A 26,005-nucleotide genomic window follows, 5' to 3' on the forward strand; every position below is an offset into this window, starting at 1 on the left:
CTTCGTCGTGGGTGCCCCCGGCAGGAATCGAACCCGCGGCACGGTGGGTAGAAACCACCTGCTCTATCCACTGAGCTACGGAGGCGGACGGCCCCGATTCTATCCGCGACCCTCGCCGAGGTGCTGCACGAACCGGTCGACCTCCCGCTGCGACCGCAGGTGGACGATGCGCAGGTGCGGCGCGGTCTCGACGAGCGCCGGCACTCGGCGGCGCGAGTCGTTGCGGGTACTGATGCCCCACCGCACGATGTGCCCGCGGTCGGTGAAGAACGTCCACAGCGACGGTTCGGTGTTGCCGTTCCACATCTCGATGCGTCGGAACCGACGGTGGAGCGTCCGACGCAGGAGCCGCCAGAGTGCCTGGGCCGTCGGCAGGTCGATCCACACGAGCGTGTCCGCACGCTCGGCCAGCATCGCCCGGACGGACGTGTACTGCCACTCCGTCACCCATGCGGGTTCGCTCGTGTACCGCTCGACGTCGGCGACGAAGGTGTCCCGCGGGACCCAGCCGGGCCCGTGGTAGAGCGAGTCGATCTCGGTGTGCGGGAGGCCGAGGACCCGGCCGATCCGCCCCGCCGTGGTGGTCTTCCCGACACCCGTGGTGCCGGCGACGAGGACACGACGGGGCGCGGGGTCGAGGTGGTCGTCCGCTCCGAGCACCCCTCGACCCTAGCCCGCCGTGAGGTCGTAGACCGTGACCCCGCCGATGGTCGACGCGGTGAAGTTCGACTCCACCCACGCCGAGATCTTCGACGCCGCGTCGCTGCCGCCGTTCGACTGCCCGACGCTGCCAGCGATGAAGTAGTGGATCTTCCCCGCAGCCACGTCCGCCTCGAACTCGGCGAGGGTCGGTGACGGGTCCGAGCCGTTGAAGCCGCCGATCGGCATCACCGAGGCGCCGGTCGCGAGCTGGTAGGTCGCGGCGCTGTTCGACCCGATGGTCGCGGCCACCCAGGTGTAGTCGTCGGCGTCCTCCAGGAGCGCCTTCCGCAGCGTCGAGGAGATCTCGGTCAATCCGCCGAGCAGCCCACCGGCACCGCCGAACCCGCCACCACCCGCACGACCCGCACCCGTGCCCGTCCCGGTGCCGCCACCCGGCGCGGTGCCGGTCCCGGTGCCGCCACCCGTCCCGGTGCCGGTCCCGCCGGGCGCACCCGCCCCACCGGGTCCACCGGTGCCGCCAGCGCCACCCGCGCCTCCCGGAACACCACCGTTGGTCCCGGTCCCACCACCGGCGGTCCCGCCACCGGCGGTCCCGCCACCGGCGGTCCCGCCACCGGCGGTCCCGCCACCACCGAACGCGCCACGTCCGCCACCGAACGCGCCGCGTCCGCCACCGCCGAAGCCGGCGCCCGCGACCGTCGGCCCGGCCGACGGCAGCGAACCGGTGTGCGCGGTCGTCACCGTGTCGATCGAGTACGCCGTCGGTCCGAGGAGCGCCGTGACGACCGCACCGACCACCACGATGCTGCCGACCGGTCGGGACCACCTCGCGGACAGCCCACGACCCGCGGGGGCAGGGGTGACGTCGGACCCGGGCTCGCCGATCACCCGCGGCACACGCTCCCACCCGTCGACAGCAGCCGAGGCCCCGGCACCAGCCACGGCCGGCCCCGCCGCCGGGCCCGCGCCTGCCGCCGGCCCCGCACCGGCCGCCGGCCCCACACCGGCCGCCAGCCCCACACCGGAAGCCACCGCACCCGCACCCGCCGCCGGCCCCGCGCCGTCCGCGGCAGCACCCGCACCGGCCGCCTCCGCACCCGCGCCGTGAGCCGAGGCGGCGGCGCCCGACCGCACCGGCACGAGCACCGCCACCGCCGTCACCACCCCGGCCACGAGCACCACCCACCGGATCCACGGCTGCCACCCCGCCGCCGCCGTCAGCAGGTGCCACTGCCACACCACGGTCACCACCACGGCGAGCGCAGCCGTCCCGCGCCACCACCACGACGAGCGCCGCTCCCACAGCACCCCGGCGCCGATGCCCACGAGTCCGGCGATGTACGGGGCGAGCGCCACCGTGTAGTACGGGTGGAAGATCCCGCCCATGAAGCTGAAGACCAGCCCGGTCAGGAGCAGCGCACCGCCGAGCGCGAGGACGGTCGCCAGCCGCGCCGAGGTCCGCTGCCGGAAGCCGATCGCGACGAGGGCGGCGACGAGCAGGACGAGCGCGGTGGGCAGCAGCCAGGTGATCTGTCCCGCGAACTCCGAGCCGAACAGCCGGAGGATCCCGGTGGCACCCCAGGAGCCGGCGCCGGCGGTCCCGCCACCGCCGGTCACGCTGCCGGTCTCGTCGCCGGTGACCCGACCGAGGCCGTTGTAGCCGAAGGTGAGCTCGAGGAACGAGTTCGTCTGCGATCCCCCGACGTACGGGCGGGACGAGGAGGGCACGAGTTCCACGACGGCGACCCACCAGCCGCCGGCGACGACCACGGCGAGGGCGGCCCAGAGCAGGTGCACGACCCGCTTCACGAACGGCAGCGACGAGCAGTACAGGTACACGCCGACGAGGACGGGCAGGATCAGGAAGCCCTGCAGCTGCTTCGTGAGGAAGGCGAACCCGACGGCGACGCCCGCCCAGACCACGTACCGCAGCTTCCCGGTGTCGACACCGCGCAGGACGAGCCAGAGCGACAGCACCATGAGCAGGGTGAGGAGCGCGTCCGGGTTGTTGAAGCGGAACATCAGGGTGGCGACGGGGGTCGTGGCGAGTGCGGCTCCGGCGGTGAGCGCCGCCCCGGCGGAGAAGCGTCGCCGGACGATCGCGTACAGCAGCGCGACGGTGGCGACCCCCATCAGCGCCTCGGGGACGAGGATCGCCCACGAGTTCAGGCCGAACAGCCGGACCGACAGCTCCATCACCCAGAGGAACGCCGGCGGCTTGTCGACGGTGATCGAGTTGCCGGCGTCCGAGGACCCGTAGAAGAAGGCCTCCCAGCTCTGGCTCCCGGCCTGGACGGCGGCCGAGTAGAACGCGTTCGCGTACCCGTTGACGCCGAGGTTCACCAGGTACAGCACGCCCGTGGCGAGGAGCAGCCCGAAGAAGGCGGGACGTTCCCAGCGTGCTCGCTGGACGGCGGGTGTGCGGGAGGTGCGACTCATGGGTCCAGGGTCACCGGACCGGCTTTCGGCATCCGTTGCTGCCGCTGTGGAAGAGCCGGGAGGCGCGACTGGCGTCCGCCGGTCGGGTTCCGGAACCCTTCGGCGCGCGTCTGCCTGCCGTTCGCCTGTGCGACACCGCAGCTTCGTAGCGTCCCGGGCATGCGCTCCACCGGTTCCGTCGTCGCGGTCGTCCCGGCCCGTGCGGGTTCGAAGGGCATCCCGGGCAAGAACCTCCGCCAGGTCGGCGGGCGGTCGCTGGTGCGCCGCGCCGTCGAGGCCGCGCTCGCGAGTCCGACGATCGACGCAGTCGTGATCTCGACCGACGGTGACGCCATCGCGGCCGAGGCCGTGTCCGCCGGCGCCCGGGTGGTCCGCCGCCCGCCGGAGCTGGCCGGTGACGAGGCCTCGTCGGAGTCGGCGGTGCTGCACGTCCTCGACGTACTCGCGGCCGCGGGCGAGGAGCCCGAGGTCGTCGTGTTCGTGCAGGCGACCTCGCCGTTCATCGACCCGGCCGACCTCGACGCTGCCGTCACCCGGGTCCGGGACGGGCACGCCGACGCGGTGTTCGCCGCCGCGCCCTCGCACGCCTTCCTCTGGCGCGTCGACGACGACGGCACCGCCCGCGCCGTGAACCACGAGCAGGCGGTCCGGCCCCGCCGGCAGGACCGCGCCCCGGAGTTCCGTGAGACGGGCGCCTTCTACGTCTTCCGCGCGACCGGCTTCCGCGAGCACCGGCACCGGTTCCACGGCCGGGTCGAACTCGTCGTCGTGGACGGCGCGGGCGCGATCGACGTCGACGAGCCGGCGGACCTCGCCCTCGCGTCCGCCCTCGCGGCCCGGCTGGACCGTCCGACGATCGCGAGTCGCTCCACCGAGCACGCACCCGACCCCCGTCCGGCGACCGCGCCGCACGTTCCCGCACCGAACGGAGCACCATGACCGTCACCATCGGCACGTCCACGATCGGCGCGGGCCACCCCGCGTACCTCATCGGCGAGATCGGCCTGAACCACAACGGCGACGTCGACATCGCCAAGCGGCTCATCGACGTCGCGGCCGACGCCGGGCTGCAGGCGGTGAAGTTCCAGAAGCGCACGCCGGAGATCGCGACGCCGGAGCACATGAAGCAGACGCCCCGCAGCACGCCGTGGGGCGAGATGACGTACCTCGAGTACCGGTACCGCGTCGAGTTCGACCGCGACCAGTACATCGAGATCGGGGACCACGCGACGCTCCGGGGGCTCGACTGGTTCGCCTCGCCGTGGGACGAGCCGTCGGTCGCGTTCCTCGAGGACCTCAACGTGGTCGCGTACAAGATCGCCTCGGCGTCGGTGACGGACCTCGGTCTCCTCGCCGAGGTCGCCGCGACCGGCAAGCCCGTGATCCTGTCGACCGGCATGTCGACGCTCGAGCAGATCGACCGCGCCGTCGACGCCCTCGGCACCGAGCGCCTCGTGCTCATGCACGCGACGTCGACGTACCCGCTCCCCGCCGAGGAGGCGAACCTGCGGATGATCGACACCCTCGCGACCCGGTACGCGGGGGTCCCGGTCGGGTACTCCGGGCACGAGCCGGGCCTGCAGATCTCCATCGCCGCCGTCGCCCTCGGCGCCACGGCCCTCGAGCGCCACATCACGCTCGACCGGACGATGTGGGGCTCGGACCACGCTGCCTCGCTCGAGCCGCACGGGCTGCAGACCCTGGCGCGCGACGTCCGCATCATCGAGACCGCACTCGGCGACGGGGTCAAGCGGGTCATGCCGGGCGAGCGGGCACCGCTCGCGAAGCTGCGCCGCGTCGGAGCGTGACCGGCAACGCCCTGGACGCGACCGGCGACGGACGCGGGGCGACGGGCGGACGGGAGGCGCGCCTCCCGTCCGCCGGATCGCCGCGCGTCCGTCGGGTGGTCGGCCTGGTCGACACCGACTCGTTCGCGAAGTGGGGCGCCCACCTGCTCGCCGCCGCACCCGCGCACTGGGTGCTGGAACTCGTCACGGTGGCGACGCCGCGATCCGCGAGTCCGGCGCAGCTGCGGTCCGCGTTCCGGGGGCTCGACGGCCGGCTGGCGCACCTGGCGGCGACACCGCCGGAGCCGCTCGACGTCGACGCGATCGTCGAGCGACTCCGCACCGACCCGCCGGACGCGGTCCTGGTGTCCCTGATCGGACCGGTCGCCGAACTCGTCATCGAGGAGGTCCACCGTCGGGTGCCGCGGCGGCCCGTCCTCGTGACGGGGCTGCCGGGCATCTCGTACCCGGCGAAGTGGAAGGGCGTGTTCTTCCGAGCGCGCGCCGACCTGTTCGTGCTGCACAGCCACCGCGAGGTCCGGGCGTACGAGGAGCTCGCGGCCGAGGGCGGCGTCGAGCCGCACTTCGCGCTCGCGACGCTGCCGTTCGCGCGGCCGGCGGCGCCGGACGCGGGATCGACCGTCGGGTCGCCGACCCGCGACGCCGTCGTCTTCGCTGCGCAGCCGAGCGTCCCCGCCGAGCGTGCCGACCGCGAGCGAGTCGTCGGGTGGCTCGCCGAGACCGCGCGCCGGCATCCGGAGTGGCGGGTGGTGATCAAGGTCCGGGCCGGCGCCGGCGAACACCAGACGCACCGTGAGCAGGACCCGTACCCGGACCTCGTGCCCGCGGACGCCCCGGCGAACCTCGTGGTCGAGAGCGGGCCGATGTCGGTCCACCTCGACCGCGCGGTGGCCCTCGTGACGATCAGCTCGACGGCCGTGCTCGAGGCGGCGGCCCGGGGCATCCCCGCCCTCACCCTGACCGACTTCGGCATCGGCCGGCACCTCATCAACGAGGTGTTCGTGGGCAGCGGCCTCGAGGGCGACGCGATCGACCTCGTGGACGGCCGGTTCGGGACGGTCCGGCCCGCGTGGATGCACGACAACCACTTCCACCCGGAGTCCGAGAACGACTGGGCGGAGCGGGCCGAGCGGCTCATGGCGTCACGCGACGCCGGGGTGCTGCGCGATCGGCCGGCCGCGCGCCGGAGCCGGGGCGGTGTGCTCCGCCGGGCCTGGGAGCGCAAGAACGCCCTCGGGCCGGACGACCGCAGTGTGCTCGGAGCCGTCGCCCTGGCGATCGGGGCGCCGGTGCGTGCGCTGAAGCGGGTGCTGCGGCAGGGACGCCGACTGCTGCGTCCGGCGGAGCCGCCGGTGCTGCTGGCGCCGACGAGCCAGCGCGGGGAGGTGCCGGATCGACTCGGAGACCGGCCGCCCGGAGCTGCGTCGCGCGTGGGCGGGTCAGATCGCCTTGGCGATCGCGAGGAGCAGCTGGTCCCGGGTCGGGACGCCGGGTGAACGGAAGACCTCGGCTCCGTCGTCCCGCCGCACGATGATCGTGGGGGTCGACCGGATGCCGAGGTCCTCTGCCTGGTCGGGGTGGTTCGCCACGTCCCGCTCCGTGACGTGCAGCCCGGGGACGAGCTCGGACGCCTCGGCCGACACCCGGCGGGCGGCGGCGCACGGGGCGCAGAACGAGGAGGTCCAGAGGTCGAGCTGCATGGAGTCCTGCAACGCGGGCGGGCGGGGTTCTACTCCCGCCGCGTGGAGCGGGGTGCCGCGGTGCGCGATGTCCGCCGCGCGCCGCGGCGCCGTCGGTTACTCGCGGTCGAACTCGCCGCTGCGGTCCCCGCGGTCGGCGAGGTCGTCGACCGGGTCGGACTCGCCCGGCACGTACTCGAACTCGGCCGAGGTCTGGTCGAGCACCTGGCGCGACTTCGTCATGCGGTAGGTGAACGCGGTCTGGAGGCCCTCGACGTCGGCGAACACCGTGACCTCGTCGTCCAGCGCGTCGCTCGTGGCCGTGCGGGTGTCGGTCGTGCCGTCGAAGGGTCCGCCGTGGAAGATCGCGGTGTACTCGTCGCCTTCGTGGATGGTGATGTCGCTCATGCATCCCTTCTACCAGGGGCCGCCTGTTGACGACTTCATAGCTTCGCTATATAGTTTTGCTATGGAATCACCGCGCGAGCAGACGATCGAGACGCTCCTCGTCTCCGTCAACCGCCTGATCCGCACCGCAGCGCAGGCGACGGGGAACACCACCTCCTCCGCCGTCTGGCGCACGCTCGGCATCCTCGAGACCGACCAGCCGCTCCGCCTCGGCGAGCTCGCTGCCGCCTCCCGCGTCGCGCAGCCGACGATGACGAGGCTCGTCGCCGGCATGCTCGCCGACGGCCTCGTGACCCGCACCGTCGACCCGGACGACTCCCGCGGGCAGCTCATCGAGCTCACCGAGGCCGGCCACGAACGGCTGGTGTCCTGGCGGGTCACCCTCACCCGGACGGTCGGTCCGCTCTTCGCCGACCTGACCGAGGACGAGTGGGACACCCTGCACGACGCCGTCGAGATCATCGCCTCCCGCACCTCCACCGCCACCAGAACGGAGACCCACGCGTGAACGCCCACGCACCCGCCGGACAGTCCGGCAGCATCCTCAAGCAGTCGTCAGCGGTCTGGGCGATCGCCTTCGCCTGCGTCGTCGCCTTCATGGGCATCGGGCTCGTCGACCCGATCCTCCCCGCGATCGCCTCGTCGCTGCGGGCCACCGCCGCCCAGACCGAGCTGCTCTTCACGAGCTACCTCGCCGTCACCGGTGTCGCGATGTTCTTCACCAGCTGGGTCTCCAGCCGCATCGGTGCGAAGAACACCCTGCTCATCGGCCTCGCGCTCATCGTGCTGTTCTCGGTGCTCGCGGCGACGTCGAACAGCGTGTGGACGATCATCGACTTCCGCGCCGGATGGGGCCTCGGGAACGCGCTCTTCATCTCCACGGCCCTCGCGACGATCGTCGGTGCGGCCTCGGGCGGCACCGCGTCCGCGATCATCCTGTACGAGGCGGCGCTCGGCCTCGGCATCGCGGTCGGCCCGCTCGTCGGCGGCCTGCTCGGCTCGGTGAGCTGGCGCGGCCCGTTCTTCGGTGTCACTACCCTCATGGCCATCGCGTTCATCGCCATCGTCACGCTCCTGAAGTCCTCGGGCCTCGAGAAGCCCACCCCGACGAAGCTCTCCGCACCGTTCCGCGCGCTCGGTCGTCCGGCACTCGCCGCCCTCGCCGTCACCGCGCTCTTCTACAACATCGGCTTCTTCGTCCTGCTGGCGTACACGCCCTTCCCGCTCGGCTTCGGCGCGCTCGGCATCGGCTTCACGTTCTTCGGCTGGGGCGTGGGCCTCGCGATCACCTCGGTCTGGGTCGCCCCGATGCTCACCGCCCGACTCCGCCGCACCACCGTGCTGAAGATCGCGCTCCCGCTGCTCGCGCTCGACCTGTTCGCCGCCGCCGTGGTCGTGCACTCGCAGGTCGACCTGGTCATCTCGGTCATCGTCGGCGGTCTGGTGCTCGGTGTCCTCAACACCGTCCTCACCGAGTGCGTCATGGAGGCCACCGACCTCCCCCGCTCCGTCGCGTCGAGCGCCTACTCGGCCGTGCGCTTCATCGGCGGCGCGATCGCCCCGCCCGTGGCCACGCTGCTCGCCGACCGCTTCGCCCCGTCCGCCGCGTACGTCTTCGCGGGGCTGTCCGTCGCCGTCGCGTTCGTCGTGGTCGTGTGCACCACGCGCGTGCTGCGCCGGGTGGACGACGGCGCCGAGCCGGAGCGCGTCGAGGCCGAGGCCATCGGCGCCGGCGAGATGGCCTAGCCCGGGGCGCGCTCGTCCCCTTCCGCCCGCTCGCGCTTCCCCCGCGCGAGCGGGCGAAACACGTCCCGCTCACGCCCCGCACCCACCACATCCCGCCCGCTCGCGCTTCCCCCGCGCGAGCGGGCGAAACACGTCCCGCTCACGCCCCGCACCCGCCACATCCCGCCCGCGCGCGCCACCGCCGCGCGAGCGGGCGAAACACGTCCCGCTCACGCCCCGCACACACCACATCCCGCCCGCTCGCGCCACCGCCGCGCGAGCGGGCGGAAGTCGTCGTGGCGACCGCGGGCACGCGACCGGATTCGCCCGTTGGCCAGCTGCGCCCGTCCGCAGGGTGACCGCCTGGAGGCGCGACACGGTCCCGAGGGGCCGGCCCGCGCCTCCAGGCAGTCGCCCTCAACCCACCGGAGGGCGCGATCGGGCGGAACACGTTCGGCGTGCGCCCCTCGCGCTGCACCAATCGCCCGCTCGCGCGGAGCGCGCGACGAGCGGGCGGAACACGTTGCGCGCCCGCCGAGAGCGCCGCACAATCCGCCCGCTCAGCGCTCCTCGCCCGCCCGCCCGGGCAGCCCACCCGGCGAGCGGGCGAAACACGTCCCGGTCGCGCCGCGAGCGTTGCAGACATCGCCCGCTCGCGAGCGCGCCACCCAGCATGCGATCGCCCGAGCGGGCACCCGAGCACCCGAGCGAGCACCCCAGCACCCGAGCGCCAGCCCCTACTCCCACCCGGCACCGGGCCCCGCGCCACCGCGGAATAGGATCGACACCATGGCAACTGCGAACGACCGCCTCGTCTGGATCGACTGCGAGATGACGGGCCTCGACCTCGAGGTCGACGAACTCGTCGAGGTGGCCGTCGTCGTCACCGACTTCGACCTCGTCCCCGTGCACCCCGGCTTCGACATCGTGATCAAGCCCGACCAGTCGGCGCTCGACAACATGAACGAGTTCGTCACGAACATGCACACCACCTCGGGGCTGCTCGAGGAGATCCCGAACGGTGTGAGCCTCGCGGACGCCGAGTACCAGGTGCTCGAGTACATCCTCGAGCACGTCCCCGCCGAGGGTTCCGCTCCCCTCGCGGGCAACACGATCGGCACCGACCGCTCGTTCCTGTCGAAGTACATGCCCCGCGTCGACGGCCACCTGCACTACCGCAGCGTCGACGTCTCGAGCATCAAGGAGCTCTGCCGCCGCTGGTTCCCGCGCGTGTACTTCAACGCCCCCGAGAAGCACGGCGGGCACCGAGCGCTCGCGGACATCCTCGAGTCCATCCGCGAGCTCGAGTACTACCGCCGCGCCGGCTTCGTCGCCGAGCCCGGCCCCTCCTCGGAGGACGTCAAGGCGGTCGCGAACGAGGTCGTCGCCAAGTGGGAGCCACGGCTCGCGCAGTAGGACACGCCGCCTCCGGCGCGTCCAGGAGGCGCGGCTCGCCCCACGTGGTCCGACCCGCCTCCGGCATGTACTACTATTGAGTGGTCGCGCCGGTCGCCCGGTGTGCACATGGTGGATATAGCTCAGTTGGTAGAGCGCCTGGTTGTGGTCTAGGAGGTCGCGGGTTCGAGACCCGTTATTCACCCCAGTCGAGGGAGAGTCCTGTTGCGTCTGACGCAACCGGGGCTCTCCCTCAGTGTTTGTCTGGGCGCCTCCGGCGCCGTACGGCTTCACCGCGGGTGGTCAGCGCGCCGATCGGCTTCGCCGCGGGCGGGCAGCACGGCCCGGGTGCGGACGGGCACGTCGCCACCCGGCCTGGCCGCGGGCGGTCAGCGCGCTGGACGGCTTCGCCGCGGACGGCCAGCACGCCGTGAGACGATCGGCAGCGTGATGGAGATGTCCGCCGATGCCTTCGAGCAGCTCGTGACCGACGAGCTCGACCTGCTCCCCGACGAGATGGTCGACGGCCTCGACAACGTGGTGTTCGTCGTCGAGGACGAACCGGAGGACGGCGAAGAGCTCTTCGGCGTGTACGACGGCGTCGCGGCGACCGAGCGCGGGCAGTACGGCTTCGGCGAGCTGCCCGACCGGATCGTGGTGTTCCGGAAGCAGCACCTCGCCGAGTGCGACACGCTCGAGGAACTCAAGGACGAGGTGCACACCACGCTCGTGCACGAGATCGGGCACTTCTACGGCATCGACGACGAGCGCCTGCACGAGCTCGGCTGGGCGTAGCCGCCGCTCCCGCGCCCGAGTCTCGGCCCCGCGGACACGTTCGCGGCGCGGCGGCCGCGAAACCGTCCGCCGAGCCGAGTCTCGGGGCTGCGGGGCCCGCCCCGCGCGGCACGACGGGCGCAGCCCGCCCCGCGCGACACGACGGGCGGGTGCGGGCACCGTCGCGGTTCGATGCGACGGTGCCCGCTGCGAGGTCGGGGAATCAGGTCCCGGCCTCACGGCTCCGCCCGTTCACTCGGTGCCCCGTCGGGGCCGGGCGGAGGTCGAGGTGGTCGTCAGTGACCGGATCCGAGGGTGCCGGCGAGGCGGCCGTGGAACGCCCGGCTGGCGTCGTTCATCCCGCGGATCTCGACGCGCTTGCCGTGCTGGTGGTACTTCGTCTCGATCGCGTCGAGGGCGGCGACGGTGGAGGCGTCCCACACATGCGACCTCGTCATGTCGATCACCACGAGCTCCGGGTCGTCGGTGTAGTCGAACTGGGTGGTGAGGTCGTTCGAGGAGGCGAAGAACAGCTCACCCTCGACCGCGTACAGGGCATGCTGCGCGCCGTCCGGCAGCGTCTCGATGCTCCGCGACACGTTCGTGAAGTGGGAGACGCGGCGGGCGAAGACGACCATCGCGGCGACGACGCCGATGATGACGCCGATCGCGAGGTTGTCGGTGGCGACCACGACCACGACGGTGAGCACCATGACGATGGTCTCGCCGACGGGCATCCGCTTCAGGGTGGCAGGCCTGATGCTGTGCCAGTCGAAGGTGCCGACCGAGACCATCACCATGACGGCGACGAGGGCGGCCATCGGGATGATCGCGACGACGTCGCCGAGACCGACCACCAGCACGAGCAGGAAAACTCCGGACAGGAACGTCGAGATGCGCGTGCGGGCACCGGAGGCCTTCACGTTGATCATGGTCTGCCCGATCATCGCGCACCCGCCCATGCCACCGAACAGTCCGGAGGCGATGTTCGCGACGCCCTGGCCGAGGGCCTCTCGGGTCTTCCGGGAGCCGGTGTCGGTGACCTCGTCGACGAGCTTCGCCGTCATCAGCGACTCGAGGAGCCCGACCAAGGCCATCGCGAGTGCGTACGGGGCGATGATCGTGAGCGTCTCGAGGGTCAGCGGCACGTTCGGGATGAACAGGGTCGGCAGGCTGTCGGGGAGCCTGCCCTCGTCCCCGACGGTCGGGATCGCGATCGACGCGAACACGGTCACCAGGGTCAGGACGACGATCGCGACGAGCGGCGCGGGGATCGCCGTGGTGAACCGGGGCAGCAGGACGATGATCGCGATGCCGGCGGCGGCGATCGGCCACACCAGCCACGAGACGCCGATGATGTTCGGCAGCTGCGCGGTGAAGATCAGGATGGCGAGCGCGTTGACGAACCCGACCATCACCGACCGGGGCACGAACCGCATCAGCTTCGCCGCTCCCAGCCCGCTGAGGATCAGCTGGAAGACCCCGCCGAGCAGGACGGTGGCGATGAGGTAGTCGAGGCCGTGCTCCTTGACGACCGGGGCGACGACGAGGGCGATCGCGCCGGTCGCGCCGGTGATCATCGCGGCTCGGCCACCGACGAACGAGATGACGACGGCCATCACGAACGCCGAGAACAGGCCGACACGGGGGTCGACGCCGGCGATGATCGAGAACGAGATCGCCTCGGGGATCAGGGCGAGGGCGACGACGAGGCCGGCGAGGACCTCGCGGAGCAGGACCTTCGGGTTCCGCAGGGCGGACAGGACGGTGGGACTGGGGTGCGCCTGGACGGGCACGGACTGCGTGACGATCGTCACGGTTCTCCTTCGGATGGTGGGGTGCGGGCGCTGCGCCCGCGAGAGCTGTTCGTGGGGCGCGTCATCGCGCACGGCCGGCGACGTCGAGGCGTCCGGCACATCTCAACTCTTCCGTCGCGGGAGAGTTGCTGTGGTTCGACTCTAACGCAACGGAAGGGTTGGTGCGCAAGGGCGGGACTGCTGATCGCGCGGCGATACGCTCGCCAGGACACGACGACGGCACGGAGGCGCCTGGCATGACGGACGACGCGGCACCGACCACGATGCACATCGGCGACCTCGCCGAACGCACCGGCCTGTCCCACCGCACCATCCGCCACTACGACGAGGTCGGTCTGCTCCGCCCGTCCGGTCGCTCCGAGGGCGGGTTCCGGCTGTACACCGACACGGACCTCGCTCGACTGCTCGTCATCCGCCGCATGAAGCCCCTCGGGTTCAGTCTCGAGCAGATGGCCGAGCTCCTGGCCGTCGTCGACGCCCTCGACCAGACCGACGACGACGCCGAACGAGCCCGCCTCCGTGGCGAGCTCGACGCGTACGTCCGCGACACCGAGCTGCGCCGCGCGAAGCTGGAACAGCAGCTCGGCATGGCCGACGAGTTCCTCGGGATCCTCCGCAGTCGGTAGCCGCGGCCCGACCGCCCGAGCGGTGACCGGCCAGGAGGCGCGACGTGCGTCCGCAGGGCGGGTCGCGCCTCCTGGCCGGTGCGTCCGCACGCACCGCACGGTGGGGTCGCGCGCGCAGGCGCGACGACGCGTACGATCCCACGCAACGCACGAGCGGCGAGCGATCGGGGAACGCGATGCGACTCATCACCGGGACGACACTCGTCGTGACACTGGCGGCGGCAGCGCTGGTCGGCGTGGCGCCACCGGCGACCGCGGTCGGCTCCGGGGCGATCACCGTGCAGCTCGCCTCGCCGGACGGCACCCCGATCCGCCTGGCGGACGTCGAGCTCGCGGCGATCGGCGTCGACGTCGTCGTCGGGAACGCCACCACCGACGACGACGGCACCGCGACGTTCACGGGCATCCCCGCACCGGACACCGTCACGGTGACGACACGGCAGCTGCCGCCGCACGGAGCAGACACGTACGCGCCCGGCCTCCGCGCGGGCATCGCGGTGCGCGGTGGTTCGACGGTCGCGGTCACCGTGCCGCTGGTGGTCGGCGCCACCGTGCAGGGCGGGGTGGTCGGACCCGACGGCCCGGCCGCCGGACGCCTGATGTACGCGTGGAACGAGGACACCTCGCAGGTGTTCCGCACGACCTCGGACGGCGCGGGCGAGTACCGGTTCGTCGGCCTGAGCACCGGGCTGTACCGCATCGAGGCGTACGCGAACGGGTTGGCCTCGCCCGCCGTCTGGAAGACCCGGGTGTACCAGCAGCGAGGGACGCTGCCGGCTTCCCAGGTGACGTTGTCACGGCACTACGCGCACAGCGACTACGACCTGCTCGTCTTCGCGACGTCCGGCACCTCGTCGGCACAGCTCAGTGGCGCGCGCGTCACGGTGACCGACGTGGCGACCGGTGCGTCCTTCTCGACCCGGTTCTCGACGGTGCTCGACAGTGAGCAGACCGCGCAGTTCCAGATCCCCTCGGGCCAGTACGTGGTGGAGCTCCGGACGGCGGCGACGAGTGCGACGCCGGCGCGGACGCTGTGGCTCGGCCGTCCGGGCGGCGGGTACCGGTACGTGACCGACCGCGCGCTGGCCGTACCCGTCCGGGTCGTGTTCGGCGGGTTCAACGGGTGGGGCGGGGCCGTCCCGGACGCCGCAGTGCGCTGAGCATCCGCGCCGAGGATTCGCGCTGGGCGACACCTCACGCGCGCGTCCGGGCGCGAGGTGTCGGCCAACCCGTGACGTTCGCTCGCGGGACGGCCGGCGGCGCCGGCGGGCGGCGCAGGGCACGGCACGGCACGGCACGGCACGGCACGGAGCATCCGCGCCGAGGTTTCGCGCTGGGCGACACCTCACGGGCGTGTCCAAGCGTGAGGTGTCGCCCAGCCCGTGAAGTCGTCGCGCGGCGGGCGGCGCGGGGCGGGGCGGGCGGGCGGCGCGGCGGCGCAGCGCAGGGCAGGGCACGGCACGGAGGCGCGGCGCGCTACGTCCGCAGCACCACGTCCGCGAGCTCCGCGGGCCGCTCGGCCGCGATGAACGCCGACTCCTGGGCTGCCCAGCGCTCCCACTCCCGGGCGAACACGTCGCCGTCGCGGCCGATCGCCCGGTCCCACCGGGTGCCGTCGTCGGCCTCGAGCCACACCCGGAGCGACGCCAGCGGCGCCGAACCGCGCGAGAGCGCACCACACCCCTCGACGACGATCGGGCGCTCGGGGTCGACGGGTGCCCACTCCGCCGGCGAGGACGTCGCCCAGTCCCACCGCCGGTACCCCGACGGCTCCCCCAGGACGTCGGTCACCACGGCCCGAGCGGCGGCGGCCAGTCCGTCCCACCCCGGGTAGACGTCGTCGAGGTGCACGACCTCGGCGCCGAGCCGGTCGCCGAGCACGGTGCCGAGCGTCGTCTTCCCGGTGCCGGACCGCCCGTCGACGAGCACGACGAGCCGGGTGCCCGACGCGGTCGCGACCCCGGCTGCCGCGGCGGCGAGGCCCTCGACGAGCGAGTCCGCCGGACCGGCAGCGCCGGCAGCGCCGACAGCACCGGCCGCGTCCACGGCACCGGCCGCGCCGACAGCGCCGACAGCACCGGCCGCGTCCACGGCGCCGGCCGCGCCGACAGCGCCGGAAGCGCCGACGGCGCCGGACTCAGGCACGCCAGGTCCCCGCCGCCACGGCGACCACGATCGACACGACCCCGATGCCGACGAGCACGCCGACCATCGCCCACTCCGGCCCCGCGAACCGAGCGGTCCGTGCCCACGTCCGCCGCCCGGGAGCGCCGAACCCGCGCGACTCCATCGCCACCGCCAGCGTCGTCGCCCGCCGCAGCGCGAGCACGAGCAGCGCGAACGCCATCGACGCGCCTCGCCGCAGTCGGCCGGTGTCCGCGACGCCCCGGGCACGACGGGCCATGCCGAGCTGTCGCCAGTCGTCTCCGAGGAGGGTCGTCATCCGGATCGCCGCCAGCGCCCCGAGCACGAACCGTGCGGGCAGCCGCAGCAGCTGCGCCAGCCCGTCCGCGAGGTCCGTCGGGTCCACCCGGACGAACAACGCCACCGCCGGCAGGCCGACCGCGAGCACACGCAACGCCGTCGCGAGCGCGAGCTCGAGGGACCCGTCGGTCACGTGGGCGAAGCCGAGGTCGAACCACTCGCGACCGGAGGCCCGCCCGTACAACGCGATGCTCAGCGCGGTCAGGGGGACCGCGACGAGGACCGGCGACGTGCGCAGCAACAGGGTGCGCGGCGGGATCCGGAGCAGCGGCAGGAGCAGGAGTTCCAGGCCGAGCGCGACGGTCGCGGACACGACGTCGAGGCTCAGCACCAGACAGATCCCGAGCGCGAGGACGCCCAGCAGCGAGGCGACCGGCTGGACCCCGCGGACGCCACGGGCGCGCGTGGTGCCGTCGGGTGGGCCGGGAGGCGCGGCTCGTCCGGGCAGACCGGCTGCGGTGGGGTGCGTGGTCACCGGGACACCCCCGTGGCCGGCCCGAGCCCGCCGGGGACCGGCGCGGCGGGTGCTCCGCTCGCCGCCGTCACCCCGGTCGCGCCGAGCACGACCTCGTCGGCGTCGAGCGCGCGGACGAGATCCTGGTCGTGGGTCACGGCGACGATCGCGGTGCCGGCGTCGGCCAGTCCGCCGAGGCGTTCGACCACGGTCTGCCACGTCGCCCGGTCCTGCCCGGACGTCGGCTCGTCGAGCACGATGACGGTCGGCCGCGAGGCGACGACCGTGCCGATCGCCAGCCGCCGCTGCTCGCCGCCGGACAGCGTGAACGGGTTGGCGTCCGCGAGGTGCGCGAGACCGAACGCGTCGAGCAGCTCGTCGACCCGCTCGTCGACGTCCGGTGCGCCGAGTGCCCGGGGGCCGACGGCGAGTTCCTCGCGGACGGTGCGGGCGACGAACTGGTGCTCGGGGTCCTGGAAGACCGTGCCGATCCGACCGGCCAGCTGCGTGCTCGTCCAGGCGGCGGGCGCGTCGCCGATCCCGTCGGCGAGGGCCGTGCCCGCGCGGAGGGAGCCGGCGGCCGGGCGCAGGAGTCCGGCGAGCGTCAGGCCGAGCGTCGACTTGCCGACACCGTTCGGCCCGGTGACGGCGAGCACGCGTCCGGCCCGGACGTCGAGGTCGATCCCGCTCCCGACCGGCTGCCGCCGACCCCGGGCGGTCCCGAGCCCACGCGCCGCGAGCAGGACGGCGTCGCCCACGGGTGCGTCCGTGCCGCCGTCCGCTCCCGCCTCGTCGAACGGGCGGGATCTGCTCGGTCCCCCGGTGACGACCGCGCCCGTTCCGCCCGTTCGCGGCGGCCTGCGGGTGCTCCGACGAGCCGAACCGCGCGCGGGCTCCGATCCCGGCACCCAGACGCCGGCGGCGGTGAGCGTCGGGCCGTGGGCGGCGAGGACATCCGCCGGCGCACCGTCGGCGACGACACCGCCGGCCGGTTCGAGCAGCACGAGCCGGTCGACCAGGTCCAGCCAGGTGCCGATCCGGTGTTCGACGACGAGCAGGGTCGCCCCGGTCTCGTCGAGGAGCGCCCGGACGGCGTCGTGGACCTGCACGACCCCGGCGGGGTCGAGGTTCGCGCACGGCTCGTCGAGCACGAGGGCTCCCGGGCGCATGGCGAGCACACCGGCGAGGGCGAGCCGCTGCCGCTGCCCACCGGACAGCATCGTGGTGGACCGGTCGAGCGGCAGGTCGAGGCCGACGACCTCGAGCGCGTGCCGGACGCGCTGCCAGGTCTCGTCGCGCGGGACCCCGGCGTTCTCGCATCCGAACGCCACGTCGTCGCCGACGCGGGACATCACGGTGTGCGCCTCGGGGTCCTGCATGACGAGGCCGACGCGCCCGCGGACCGCACGGGGTTCGGCACCGTCGACGAGGACCGTTCCCCGGACCGAGGCGGCGGTGTCGTCGGTGGCGTCCGGTTCGTCCGGGAGCACGCCCGCGACGGCCCGCAGGAGCGTCGACTTGCCGGCGCCGGACGGGCCGACGACCGCGACCCGCTCCCCCGGTTCCACCCGGAGGTCGACGCCTCGGACGGCCCAGGCGTCACGTTCCGCGTACCGCCAGCCCCAGTCCTCGAAGGTGATCCGCGCGGCGGTGCTGGTCACGCGACGACGCGCGGACGGCGCCTGGCGTGCTCGCGACCGGCGGCGAAGGACGACAGGACGCCCGTCGCGGCGAGGGCGCGGACGAGGAACCACGAGCCGACGCCCGCGATGAGCGCACCCGAGACGATCGCCGAGACGACGTAGACGACCTTGAACGCGAGGTCGAGCCCGGGGTACCAGAGCACCGTGTCGTTGATGCCCAGGGCGAGGCCGGCCGCGGCCCCGGCGAGCACGACGACCGGCAGACGGTAGACGCGGTACAGGAAGAGGGCGAGCACCAGTTCGGCGCCGAGCCCCTGCACGAGGCCGGCCTCGAGCGTGAGGAACCCCCACTGCGTGCCGAGGAGCGCCTCGACCGAGGCGGCGACCACCTCGGCGTAGAGCGCGGCGCCCGGCTTCCGGACGATGATCGCGACGACGGGGCCGGCGAGCAGCCAGACGCCGCCGAACAGCGCCTGCGTGCCGGGCAGCACGAGCGCCATCACGGCGCTGATCGGCTCGTAGCCGAACTCCCAGAGCTTGAAGACGACACCGATCGCGACGGCGAGCACGCTCGCGACGACGATGTCGACGACGCGCCACCGCAATGAACGGGTGACGGTGGACGGTACTGCTGACGACGTGCCGATGGGCATCATTCGAGAACTCCTCCCTGCGCCGGCATGACCCGGATCAGGTTCGACGGTCGGAGCGCCACTCGCTCCCTCTCAGCCCGGCGGTCCCGGACTCCCGTGTGTGTCCCACCATCATAAACGCGTGCGCGACCGGGTGACGGATCGCGACCGCACGACGGACAGGAGGCGCGGTGCGGGCCCGCACCGCGCCTCCTGTCCGTCAGGACGTCACTTCTTGAGGACGCGGACCAGCTTGCGGAGGACCGTCCCGGTGACCCAGATGACCGGGACGCTCACCGCGAGGAGGGAGATCAGGTTCGGCTCGAACTCGAGGTCCTTGCCCGGTCGGCGGACGTACGCGCCGATCGGGATCGAGACGGCACCGCCGCCCCCGCCGCCGCTCTCGTCGCCGTCCCCGCCGCCACCGAAGCCGAACCAGCCGAGGGACACCGGGATGAGGGTCTGGTCACCGACCTCGACCGGCTCCCCGTAGTTCGTGGTGACGCCGGCGGGGCGCACCTTCTCTGCGATCTGCGTCACGATGTTGGCCATGGCCCGGAGGCTACTCGCCGGTTCCTCCACAGGCTGCGGTCCGAGCGGATCCGTCCACCGTGAGGGCTTGTCTGCGGACGTGGAGGACCCGCGCCGATATGTTGGCGTGACCCACCACTGGAGGACCGTTTGCACACCTGGCCCGGCAACCCGTACCCGCTCGGGGCGACCTACGACGGGAGCGGCACGAACTTCGCCCTCTTCAGCGAGGTCGCCGAACGCGTGGAACTCTGTCTCTTCGACGACGACGGGAACGAACAGTGCATCGACCTCGTCGAGGTCGACGCGTACGTCTGGCACGCGTACCTCCCGAACGTCGGACCGGGCCAGCAGTACGGCTTCCGCGTCCACGGCGAGTACGCCCCCGACAAGGGCCTCCGCGCAAACCCGAAGAAGCTCCTGCTCGACCCGTACGCCAAGGCGACCAGCGGCGACATCGACTGGGACCAGGCACTCTTCTCGTACACGTTCGGCGACCCGGACTCGACGAACGACGACGACTCGGCGGCCCACATGATGAAGGGCGTCGTCATCAACCCGTTCTTCGACTGGCAGGGCGACCGGGCGCCGCGCATCCCCTACGGCGAGACCGTCATCTACGAGGCGCACGTCAAGGGCCTCACCGAGACGCACCCCGACGTGCCCGAGGAGCAGCGCGGCACCTACGCCGGCGTCGCACACCCGGCGGTCATCGCGCACCTGCAGCGGCTCGGCGTCACCACGCTCGAACTCATGCCCGTGCACCAGTTCGTGAACGACTCGACGCTGCAGGAGAACGGGCTGTCGAACTACTGGGGCTACAACACCATCGGGTTCTTCGCGCCGCACTCGCACTACTCGTCGTCGGGTGACCACGGCCAGCAGGTGCAGGAGTTCAAGGCGATGGTCCGCGAGCTGCACCGGGCCGGCATCGAGGTCGTCCTCGACGTCGTCTACAACCACACGGCCGAGGGGAACCACCTCGGCCCGACGCTGTCCTTCCGCGGCATCGACAACGCGGCGTACTACCGCCTCGTCGACGACGACAAGCGGTACTACATGGACACCACCGGCACGGGCAACTCGCTCAACGTCGGCCACCCGCACTCGCTGCAGCTGATCATGGACTCGCTGCGCTACTGGGTGACCGAGATGCACGTCGACGGCTTCCGCTTCGACCTCGCCGCGGCCCTCGCCCGTGAGTTCTACGAGGTCGACCGGCTGGCGGCCTTCTTCGAACTCGTCCAGCAGGACCCGATCGTGTCGCAGGTGAAGCTCATCGCCGAGCCGTGGGACGTCGGTCCCGGCGGCTACCAGGTCGGCAACTTCCCGCCGCAGTGGTCCGAGTGGAACGGCAAGTACCGCGACACGGTGCGCGACTTCTGGCGGGGCGAGCCCTCGACGCTCGGTGAGTTCGCCTCGCGCATCTCCGGCTCCGCTGACCTCTACGAGCACGACGGCCGAACGCCCAAGGCGAGCATCAACTTCATCACCGCGCACGACGGCTTCACGCTGTACGACCTCGTCGCCTACAACGAGAAGCACAACGACGCCAACGGCGAGGACAACAACGACGGCGAGAGCCACAACCGCTCCTGGAACTCCGGCGTCGAGGGCCCGACCGACGACCCGGACGTGAACGCCCTGCGGCTGCAGCGCCGCCGGAACTTCCTGGCGACCCTGCTGCTCAGCCAGGGCGTGCCGATGATCGCGCACGGCGACGAGCTCGGACGCACGCAGTCCGGCAACAACAACGTCTACGCGCAGGACTCCGCGATCAGCTGGATCGACTGGGAGGCCGCCGACGACGACCTCGTCCAGTTCACGGCCGACGTCGTGAAGCTCCGGCACGACCACCCGACGTTCCGCCGCACGCGGTACTTCAACGGGCGTCCGGTCCGCCGCGGGCAGGACGAACCGCTGCCGGACGTCGTGTGGCTCACACCCTCCGGTGACGCGATGGAACCCGAGGACTGGGACTCCGGCTTCGGCAAGAGCGTCGGCATGTACCTGAACGGCAACGGGATCCGCGGGCGCGACTCCCGCGGCGAGCGCGTCACCGACGTCGGGTTCATCACCTACTTCAACGCGCACGACGACACCGTGACGTTCACCCTCCCTCCCGAGGAGTACTCACCGGGCTGGACGGTCCGGATCGACACGGCCGAGCCCGGTGCGCGCGACGACGTCCTCGACGCCGGCACCCCGCTCGACGTCCCCGCGCGCTCGATGATCGTGCTGCGCGCCGAGCCGGACCACGAGGTCACGGTGACCCCGGTGGACACCGACGCACGCCGACCGGCCACGGCGGCACCGCAGGACGCCGTCACTCCGATCAACCCCGCCGGTGCCACGGCTCCCTCCGCCACGAGCGGCGGCCAGCAGTGACCGCGCGTCGGGTCCCCACGTCGACGTACCGGCTGCAGGTCACGCCGGACTTCGACCTGGGCGCCGCACGGGACGTCGTCGACTACGTGCGCGACCTCGGTGCCGACTGGCTCTACCTGTCGCCCGTGCTCCAGGCCGAGCCGGGCTCGCAGCACGGGTACGACGTCGTCGACCACACCCGGGTCGACGCCGGACGCGGCGGGGACGAAGCGCTCCGTGCACTCGCCGAGGCCGCGCACGCCGTCGGGCTCGGTGTCCTCGTCGACGTCGTGCCGAACCACGTCGGTGTGGCCACGCCCGCGTCGAACCCGTGGTGGTGGTCCGTGCTCGAACAGGGCCAGGGCTCCCCCGTCGCGTGGGCGTTCGACGTCGACTGGGACGCCGGCGACGGCAAGCTGCGCGTCCCGGTGCTCGACGACCGGCTGCTCGACGCGGTCGAGCTCCGCGACGGCCGGCTGTACCTCGGCGACACCGCGTACCCGACCGCACCCGGGACGGTGCACGACGGCGACTCGGTGGCGGACGTCCACGCGCGACAGCACTACGAGTTCGTGCACTGGAAGCGCGCCGACCACGAGCTGAACTACCGACGCTTCTTCGCGGTGAACACGCTCGCGGCGATCCGGGTCGAGGAGCCCGAGGTGTTCGCGGCGTCCCACAGCACGATCGGGGCGTGGTTCCGCGACGGCCTCGTGGACGGGCTCCGCATCGACCACCCCGACGGCCTGTACGACCCGGCCGGGTACCTGCAGGACCTCGCGGCGCTCACCGACGGCGCGTACACGCTCGTCGAGAAGATCCTCGAGCCGGGCGAGGAACTGCCGTCCAGCTGGCCGGTCGACGGCACCACCGGCTACGACGCCCTCGGGGTGCTCGACCGCGTGTTCGTCGACCCGGCGGGCGAGGCGTCCCTGACCGCGGCGTCCGGGGCCGAACCGACCGACTGGCAGCGGCTGACGCACGACACCCGTCGTGGCATCGCGGACGGCATCCTCGGCAGCGAGGTCGAGCGGCTCGCCCGGCTGCTCGGCCCGGGTACCGGCGGCGCCGCGTCCGCACCGCTCCCCCACGAGCGGATCGTCGACGCGGTCGCCGAGATCGTCGCGTCGTTCGACGTGTACCGCACCTACCTGCCCGAGGGCGCCCACCACCTCATCGCCGCGCTCGAGCGTGCCGCTGCGGCACGGCCGGACCTCGGCGACGTGATCGACCGGATCGCGCCCGCGCTCATCGACCCGACGAACGCGGCGGCGATCCGTCTGCAGCAGACGAGCGGCATGGTGATGGCGAAGGGCGTCGAGGACACCGCGTTCTACCGGACGTCCCGTCTGACGTCCCTGAGCGAGGTCGGCGGCGACCCGAGCGTGTTCTCGGTCTCGGTCGACGACTTCCACCAGGCGCAGCGTGACCGCCTCGGCAGCTGGCCGCACACCATGACGACCCTCACCACGCACGACACCAAGCGCAGCGAGGACACCCGTGCGCGGATCGCCGTGCTGGCCGAGCTCGGGCCGGAGTGGGCGAGCACGCTCGCGCGGCTGCAGTCACTCGCGCCGCTCGACGACGCCGTCTTCGCCGACCTGCTCTGGCAGGCGATCGTGGGCGCCCGTCCGGCCAGCCGGGAACGGCTGCACGCCTACGCCGAGAAGGCGTCGCGCGAGGCCGGCGACAGCACCACGTGGACGGCGCCGGACGAGGACTTCGAACGCCGGATGCACGCACTCGTCGACGCCGCGTTCGACGACCCGGCCGTCGTCGCCGTCCTCGACGCCCTCGACGAACGGATCGACGCCGCGGGGTGGTCGAACGGCCTCGGGCAGAAGCTCGTGCAGCTCACCGCACCGGGCGTCCCGGACGTCTACCAGGGCACCGAGTCCTGGGACCGGTCCCTCGTCGACCCGGACAACCGCCGGCCGGTGGACTACACCGAGCGTCGGCACGTCCTGGCCGAGCTCGACGGGCCGGACGACGACGGGCCGGAACAGCTGCCCGCCGTCGGGCTGGACGGCCGGGCGAAGCTCCTCGTGACGAGTCGTGCGCTCCGCGTGCGGCGCGACCACCCGGAGCTCTTCACCCGCTACCTCGCGCTCGAGGCGACCGGCAGCGCGGCGGACCACGTGCTCGCCTTCGACCGCGGGGGTGCGATCACGATCGCGACGCGCCTGCCGATCGGCCTCGAGCGCGTCGGCGGATGGGGGGACACCCTCGTGCACGCCGTGCCGACGGACCGCGTCGACCTTCTCACCGGCCGCCGGGTCCCCGCCGACCGGGGCATCGCCCTCGCCGACCTGCTCACCGACTACCCGGTGGCGTTGCTCGTGCCGGCTCACGTGGCCGAGGCGACCGACCACGGCACCGAGGCGAACGCCCACGGCACCGCGGCGGGCGACGGCACCGCAGCGACCCACGGCACCGGTGTCGCCGCCGGCACCGGTCCCGACACCACTGACGCGCCTGCCGCTGCCGCTGCCGCTGCCGCTGCCGACGAATCCGACGCGCAGGCCGAGATCGACATCCTGGAGGGTCACGCATGACCGCACCCGACCGCTACGCCGTCTGGGCGCCCACACCGGAGCGCGTGCGCCTCGTGGTCGACGACACGGAGTACCCGCTGACCCGCGGCGACGACGACTGGTGGACGACCGACCGGATCGCCCCCGTCGTGGGTGCCCGCTACGGCTTCCGCATCGGGGACGACGACGCCGTGCGACCCGACCCGCGCAGCCGGTTCCAGCCCGAAGGGGTGCACGGGCCGTCCGAGGTCGTCGACCCGGCGCGGTTCTCGTGGACGGACGACGCCTGGACCGGGCGTCCGGCCCGCGGCGGCGTCATCTACGAGATGCACGTCGGCACCTACACGCCCGAGGGCACGCTGGACGCCGCCGCGGCGAAGCTCGACCACCTCGTCGAGCTCGGCGTCGAGTTCGTCGAACTCCTGCCCGTCAACGCGGTGAACGGCGAGTGGAACTGGGGCTACGACGGCGTCGGCTGGTTCGCGGTGCACGCGCCGTACGGCGGACCGGACGCGTACGACCGCTTCGTCGACCGCGCGCACGCCCTCGGGCTCGGCGTCATCCAGGACGTCGTCTACAACCACCTCGGACCGAGCGGCAACTACCTGCCGCTGTACGGGCCGTACCTGCTCGCGGGGCTCGGCAACACCTGGGGTGACTCGGTGAACGTCGAGCACCCCGAGGTCCGGCGCTACGTGCTCGACAACGTGCGGATGTGGTTCCGTGACCACCACGTCGACGGGCTCCGGCTCGACGCCGTGCACGCCCTGCGGGACACCACCCGGCCGCACCTGCTGCAGGCGATGGCCTCCGAGACGGACGCGTACTCGGCGTTCGTCGGGCGACCGCTGTCGCTCATCGCGGAGTCCGACCTCAACGACCCGATCATGTTCCGCTCGCAGGACGCCGCGGGCTACGGACTCGCCGGGCAGTGGTCGGACGACTTCCACCACGCCGTGCACGTCGCCCTGACCGGTGAGACGAACGGGTACTACGGCGACTTCGCTCCCCTCTCGGCACTGGCGAAGGTGCTCGAGCACGGCTTCTTCCACGACGGCACGTGGTCGTCGTTCCGGCGGAAGCGGCACGGACGGCCCATCGACCGCGGGACCTCGCCGGCCACGGCGCTCGTCGTGGCGAACCAGAACCACGACCAGATCGGCAACCGCGCGACCGGCGACCGGCTCGCCGCGAGCCTGACCGACGAGGGCCTCGTGATCGCCGCCGCGCTGACGCTGCTCGGCCCCTTCACGCCGATGCTCTTCATGGGCGAGGAGTTCGCTGCCTCGACCCCGTGGCAGTTCTTCACGTCGCACCCCGAACCGGAGCTCGGCAAGGCCACCGCCGAGGGGCGCATCACGGAGTTCGCGGAGCACGGCTGGGACGAGTCCGCCGTGCCGGACCCGCAGGACCCGACGACGTTCACGAACTCGAAGCTCGACTGGTCGGACGTCGAGTCCGAGCGGGGGGCGGCGATCCTCCGGGCCTACCGGGTGCTCGTCGCGCTGCGGCGGACCGACGAGGCCTTCGTCGACCAGCGCTACGAAGCGAACGCCGTGCGGTTCAGCGAGGACCGCCGGTGGCTCGTCCTGACCCGCGGGCTGCTCGGACCCGACGCCCGCCCGGTGCACGTCGTGGTGAACTTCCTCGACGACGCGGCCGAGGTGCCCGTGCCGGGCGCCACGGGCGAGGAGCTCTACCGCTTCGGCGAGGCGGACGTCGAGACGGACTGCGTCCGCTTCGCGGGGCGCGGTGTGGTCGTGCTGCGCTGACCGCTGCCGATGCGTGACCGGACGGCCCGTGGCGACACCGCCGCGGGCCGTCCGTCTGCGTGCGAAGCACCGCGGGCCGTCCGTCTGCGTGCGACGCCCCGCTGACACGACGACGACGCCCCGCGGACGCGACGACACGGCCGCGGGACTCGTCGCGGTGACGGACAGTCGCGATGACGGACAGGAGGCGCGGTGCCAGCTGGCACCGCGCCTCCTGTCCGTCGACGGTCGATCCCCGGCCGCGACGCGACCCG

General features: G+C 72.8%; 22 protein-coding genes, 2 tRNA genes and 1 riboswitch. Of the genes, 13 read left to right on the forward strand and 11 right to left on the reverse strand.

Features of this window, described 5'->3' with window-relative positions; genetic code table 11:
* Window positions 1–12: 12 nt before the first annotated feature.
* The 3 genes from ACQXVK_RS00795 to ACQXVK_RS00805 all read right to left on the reverse strand — a co-directional run bounded on the left by ACQXVK_RS00795 (window position 13) and on the right by ACQXVK_RS00805 (window position 3,102).
* A tRNA-Arg gene (locus ACQXVK_RS00795) sits at window positions 13–85 on the reverse strand.
* A 14-nt stretch (window positions 86–99) separates the two neighbouring features.
* Window positions 100–660, reverse strand: coding sequence for an AAA family ATPase (locus ACQXVK_RS00800; RefSeq protein WP_402264221.1), 561 nt, complete (start codon window positions 658–660; stop codon window positions 100–102).
* 9 nt (window positions 661–669) lie between these two features.
* Entirely contained in the window at window positions 670–3,102 is a 2,433-nt protein-coding gene (locus ACQXVK_RS00805) for an ArnT family glycosyltransferase (protein ID WP_430852364.1), read from the reverse strand.
* Window positions 3,103–3,261: 159 nt separating this feature from the next.
* Here ACQXVK_RS00805 and ACQXVK_RS00810 point away from each other — a divergent pair, with 159 nt between their 5' ends.
* Genes ACQXVK_RS00810 through ACQXVK_RS00820 form a run of 3 tightly spaced genes read left to right on the forward strand, consistent with a single transcriptional unit; the run spans window position 3,262 to window position 6,406 of the window.
* On the forward strand, window positions 3,262–4,041 hold the full coding sequence (locus tag ACQXVK_RS00810) for a cytidylyltransferase domain-containing protein (RefSeq protein ID WP_430852365.1): 780 nt from the start codon (window positions 3,262–3,264) through the stop codon (window positions 4,039–4,041).
* Window positions 4,038–4,910 carry an N-acetylneuraminate synthase family protein gene (locus ACQXVK_RS00815; protein ID WP_022907440.1) on the forward strand — a complete coding sequence of 291 codons (873 nt, stop codon included), beginning with the start codon at window positions 4,038–4,040 and terminating at the stop codon, window positions 4,908–4,910. The genes ACQXVK_RS00810 and ACQXVK_RS00815 overlap by 4 nt, the downstream gene beginning before the upstream one ends.
* On the forward strand, window positions 4,907–6,406 hold the full coding sequence (locus ACQXVK_RS00820) for a DUF6716 putative glycosyltransferase (protein ID WP_430852366.1): 1,500 nt from the start codon (window positions 4,907–4,909) through the stop codon (window positions 6,404–6,406). Before ACQXVK_RS00815 ends, ACQXVK_RS00820 begins: the two co-directional genes overlap by 4 nt.
* On the opposite strand, the gene ACQXVK_RS00825 is transcribed toward ACQXVK_RS00820, so the two are convergent.
* Both ACQXVK_RS00825 and ACQXVK_RS00830 read right to left on the reverse strand, forming a co-directional pair.
* A complete protein-coding gene (locus ACQXVK_RS00825; protein ID WP_022907438.1) occupies window positions 6,350–6,610 on the reverse strand; it encodes a thioredoxin family protein in 261 nt (86 codons plus the stop codon). The genes ACQXVK_RS00820 and ACQXVK_RS00825 overlap by 57 nt on opposite strands.
* Before the next feature lie 96 nt (window positions 6,611–6,706).
* Complete coding sequence (locus tag ACQXVK_RS00830) at window positions 6,707–6,997, reverse strand: hypothetical protein (RefSeq protein ID WP_071295918.1); 291 nt, start codon at window positions 6,995–6,997, stop codon at window positions 6,707–6,709.
* Between the two features lie 61 nt (window positions 6,998–7,058).
* Here ACQXVK_RS00830 and ACQXVK_RS00835 point away from each other — a divergent pair, with 61 nt between their 5' ends.
* From ACQXVK_RS00835 to ACQXVK_RS00855, 5 genes are all read left to right on the forward strand, one after another.
* Complete coding sequence (locus ACQXVK_RS00835; protein WP_022907436.1) at window positions 7,059–7,505, forward strand: MarR family winged helix-turn-helix transcriptional regulator; 447 nt, start codon at window positions 7,059–7,061, stop codon at window positions 7,503–7,505.
* Complete coding sequence (locus tag ACQXVK_RS00840) at window positions 7,502–8,743, forward strand: MFS transporter (RefSeq protein WP_430852367.1); 1,242 nt, start codon at window positions 7,502–7,504, stop codon at window positions 8,741–8,743. The genes ACQXVK_RS00835 and ACQXVK_RS00840 overlap by 4 nt, the downstream gene beginning before the upstream one ends.
* Before the next feature lie 768 nt (window positions 8,744–9,511).
* The gene (gene orn, locus ACQXVK_RS00845) at window positions 9,512–10,138 is read left to right on the forward strand and encodes an oligoribonuclease (RefSeq protein WP_430852368.1); all 627 of its coding nucleotides are present in this window, start codon (window positions 9,512–9,514) and stop codon (window positions 10,136–10,138) included.
* A 111-nt stretch (window positions 10,139–10,249) separates the two neighbouring features.
* Window positions 10,250–10,325 (forward strand) — tRNA-His (locus tag ACQXVK_RS00850).
* Window positions 10,326–10,567: 242 nt separating this feature from the next.
* Window positions 10,568–10,912, forward strand: a complete 345-nt coding sequence (locus tag ACQXVK_RS00855) for a metallopeptidase family protein (protein WP_416396075.1) — start codon at window positions 10,568–10,570, stop codon at window positions 10,910–10,912.
* A 275-nt stretch (window positions 10,913–11,187) separates the two neighbouring features.
* Here ACQXVK_RS00855 and ACQXVK_RS00860 read toward each other — a convergent pair whose 3' ends face one another.
* Entirely contained in the window at window positions 11,188–12,708 is a 1,521-nt protein-coding gene (locus tag ACQXVK_RS00860; RefSeq protein WP_430852369.1) for a SulP family inorganic anion transporter, read from the reverse strand.
* 236 nt (window positions 12,709–12,944) lie between these two features.
* Here ACQXVK_RS00860 and ACQXVK_RS00865 point away from each other — a divergent pair, with 236 nt between their 5' ends.
* Both ACQXVK_RS00865 and ACQXVK_RS00870 read left to right on the forward strand, forming a co-directional pair.
* Window positions 12,945–13,334 carry a MerR family transcriptional regulator gene (locus ACQXVK_RS00865; RefSeq protein ID WP_430852370.1) on the forward strand — a complete coding sequence of 130 codons (390 nt, stop codon included), beginning with the start codon at window positions 12,945–12,947 and terminating at the stop codon, window positions 13,332–13,334.
* 176 nt (window positions 13,335–13,510) lie between these two features.
* Window positions 13,511–14,494 carry a carboxypeptidase-like regulatory domain-containing protein gene (locus ACQXVK_RS00870; RefSeq protein ID WP_430852371.1) on the forward strand — a complete coding sequence of 328 codons (984 nt, stop codon included), beginning with the start codon at window positions 13,511–13,513 and terminating at the stop codon, window positions 14,492–14,494.
* A 316-nt stretch (window positions 14,495–14,810) separates the two neighbouring features.
* Here ACQXVK_RS00870 and ACQXVK_RS00875 read toward each other — a convergent pair whose 3' ends face one another.
* The 5 genes from ACQXVK_RS00875 to ACQXVK_RS00895 form a co-directional block, all read right to left on the reverse strand.
* Window positions 14,811–15,479 carry an ATP-binding protein gene (locus ACQXVK_RS00875; protein WP_430852372.1) on the reverse strand — a complete coding sequence of 223 codons (669 nt, stop codon included), beginning with the start codon at window positions 15,477–15,479 and terminating at the stop codon, window positions 14,811–14,813.
* The gene (locus tag ACQXVK_RS00880; RefSeq protein ID WP_430852373.1) at window positions 15,472–16,293 is read right to left on the reverse strand and encodes an energy-coupling factor transporter transmembrane component T family protein; all 822 of its coding nucleotides are present in this window, start codon (window positions 16,291–16,293) and stop codon (window positions 15,472–15,474) included. The genes ACQXVK_RS00875 and ACQXVK_RS00880 overlap by 8 nt, the downstream gene beginning before the upstream one ends.
* Entirely contained in the window at window positions 16,290–17,933 is a 1,644-nt protein-coding gene (locus ACQXVK_RS00885; RefSeq protein ID WP_430852374.1) for an ABC transporter ATP-binding protein, read from the reverse strand. Before ACQXVK_RS00885 ends, ACQXVK_RS00880 begins: the two co-directional genes overlap by 4 nt.
* Window positions 17,930–18,568, reverse strand: coding sequence for an ECF transporter S component (locus ACQXVK_RS00890; RefSeq protein ID WP_148286967.1), 639 nt, complete (start codon window positions 18,566–18,568; stop codon window positions 17,930–17,932). The genes ACQXVK_RS00885 and ACQXVK_RS00890 overlap by 4 nt, the downstream gene beginning before the upstream one ends.
* Window positions 18,566–18,675, reverse strand: a riboswitch (TPP riboswitch). (Overlaps the previous gene by 3 nt.)
* Before the next feature lie 100 nt (window positions 18,676–18,775).
* Window positions 18,776–19,099, reverse strand: a complete 324-nt coding sequence (locus ACQXVK_RS00895; protein WP_022907375.1) for a hypothetical protein — start codon at window positions 19,097–19,099, stop codon at window positions 18,776–18,778.
* 129 nt (window positions 19,100–19,228) lie between these two features.
* Here ACQXVK_RS00895 and glgX point away from each other — a divergent pair, with 129 nt between their 5' ends.
* From glgX to treZ, 3 genes are read left to right on the forward strand one after another with little or no spacing between them, the layout of a single operon-like run.
* Window positions 19,229–21,466, forward strand: coding sequence for a glycogen debranching protein GlgX (glgX, locus tag ACQXVK_RS00900; protein WP_430852375.1), 2,238 nt, complete (start codon window positions 19,229–19,231; stop codon window positions 21,464–21,466).
* Window positions 21,463–24,000: a malto-oligosyltrehalose synthase gene (gene treY / locus ACQXVK_RS00905; protein ID WP_430852376.1), complete on the forward strand. Its 2,538-nt coding sequence runs from the start codon at window positions 21,463–21,465 to the stop codon at window positions 23,998–24,000. Before glgX ends, treY begins: the two co-directional genes overlap by 4 nt.
* The gene (gene treZ / locus ACQXVK_RS00910; RefSeq protein ID WP_430852377.1) at window positions 23,997–25,751 is read left to right on the forward strand and encodes a malto-oligosyltrehalose trehalohydrolase; all 1,755 of its coding nucleotides are present in this window, start codon (window positions 23,997–23,999) and stop codon (window positions 25,749–25,751) included. The genes treY and treZ overlap by 4 nt, the downstream gene beginning before the upstream one ends.
* Window positions 25,752–26,005: the final 254 nt, after the last annotated feature.

It is taken from the genome of Curtobacterium sp. AB451 (assembly GCF_050585845.1).
In the GTDB taxonomy this organism is placed as follows: Bacteria; Actinomycetota; Actinomycetes; order Actinomycetales; family Microbacteriaceae; genus Curtobacterium.